Genomic DNA, 1398 nt, shown 5'->3' on the forward strand with positions numbered 1-1398 from the left:
GAAATTCTGACAGTCTCCGTGTGCCGGGTTTGGCAGAGTTTATAGGGTTTGTGGGGGCTGTTGCCGCTGGAATTGCGTCACCGGTGCATTTTACCTGCGCCGGACGGCGGCAAACCCTGCAAACCCGTCAAAACCAGCCGCGGGGAAACCTGCCTGCGCAAGCGCCATAGCCGTCCGAGGTGCCTTGCTGGAGGTGCGTGGATGGGTTGCCATGGGCTAAACCCAAACCGGACGCCAGAGGAGGCGTGAGCCTGCCTATGTCCGGCCATTTTGGCCTTGCCGCTCTGAAGCATCGCCACCTGCGTTCTCGAACAACAGAAGCGTGGATCGCTGCTTTAGCTCTGGCCCATAGCAGCGGACATGGAGTTGGCCGAAGTCGTCGCGGTGTATCGTGTAGACGAGATCGCCGGAGATGACTTTTTCCACCTGCTTGGCGGCGAGGCGGTAGCGCAGGAGAACGGCGAACAGACCGAGACAGAAAGCGAGCGGCACCACAAGCCAAGCGAATTTCATCCAGTCGGATAGCGACTGGTAGGTGTCGAAGAAATCCTGCCAGAAATTGTAATCGTCCAAGGTCGTTCCACTCCAGGCCAATGGAACATCAATAACCTAAAATGGGATAATCCGAAACCGGGATTACGGGTCGAGCTTCTTGAAGTGGAAGCTATGACCAAGAGCCTACACACCGCTCAATATGCTGCACTGATCCGCGTCTTGGTTGAGGCGCGGAAAGAGAGCGGGCTTACGCAGCGGGAAGTTGCCGATCGGCTGGGAAAACCGCAGTCTTACATCGCCAAGCTTGAAGGTGGCGAACGGCGTCTAGACGTCGTGGAGTTTGTCGCGCTCGTGAACGCGATGAATTCCGAACCCGCAGCGCTCTTTGCTCGCCTTCTCTGCGCGCTCGAATCGGCTGGGGATTAATGGTGCGAGAAATCAGCCTACTAAACTAGGCTTGTCATCTAGATTATGGCTGAAGTATCAGAGAGTTGGGTGGTGCCGCTGATAGGACTCGAACCTACGACCCCATCATTACGAATGACGTGCTCTACCAGCTGAGCTACAGCGGCTTACCGTTTCAAAGACGACCCTACTATCGCCCTACTAATCTCAACTCCACTTCGCCAACTCGTTGGCTTCACACGACATTTGCGAGCGGACCCGCACATTACGAATTGTTCTGCCAACTGATATAAAGCGATCCGGGCCGTACCGTCCGCGCATGAGCTGGGCCTCAGCGCTTTAGCCGTGCGTGCGGGCAAACTCAAGGGCCGCCTGAAGGGGAGTCGGCCCGACTCGCTTTCATTTTTTACACGTCCCGCCATGCTGGGTGGCCGCAGGTGAGTCTTCAGAATTCTTCGACCGTTAAGAAGCGATTTTGAGGCTTGAGGTTGGCCTTAG

2 protein-coding genes and 1 tRNA gene are annotated in these 1398 nt (G+C 56.3%); 1 reads left to right on the forward strand and 2 read right to left on the reverse strand.

What is annotated here, in order from left to right:
• Nucleotides 1–255: 255 nt before the first annotated feature.
• A complete protein-coding gene (locus AC5E6N_RS17575) occupies nucleotides 256–573 on the reverse strand; it encodes a hypothetical protein (protein WP_491749031.1) in 318 nt (105 codons plus the stop codon).
• 93 nt (nucleotides 574–666) lie between these two features.
• Here AC5E6N_RS17575 and AC5E6N_RS17580 point away from each other — a divergent pair, with 93 nt between their 5' ends.
• A complete protein-coding gene (locus tag AC5E6N_RS17580; RefSeq protein WP_491749032.1) occupies nucleotides 667–921 on the forward strand; it encodes a helix-turn-helix domain-containing protein in 255 nt (84 codons plus the stop codon).
• Between the two features lie 70 nt (nucleotides 922–991).
• Here AC5E6N_RS17580 and AC5E6N_RS17585 read toward each other — a convergent pair.
• A tRNA-Thr gene (locus tag AC5E6N_RS17585) sits at nucleotides 992–1067 on the reverse strand.
• Nucleotides 1068–1398: the final 331 nt, after the last annotated feature.

It is taken from the genome of Hoeflea sp. (genome assembly GCF_984452065.1).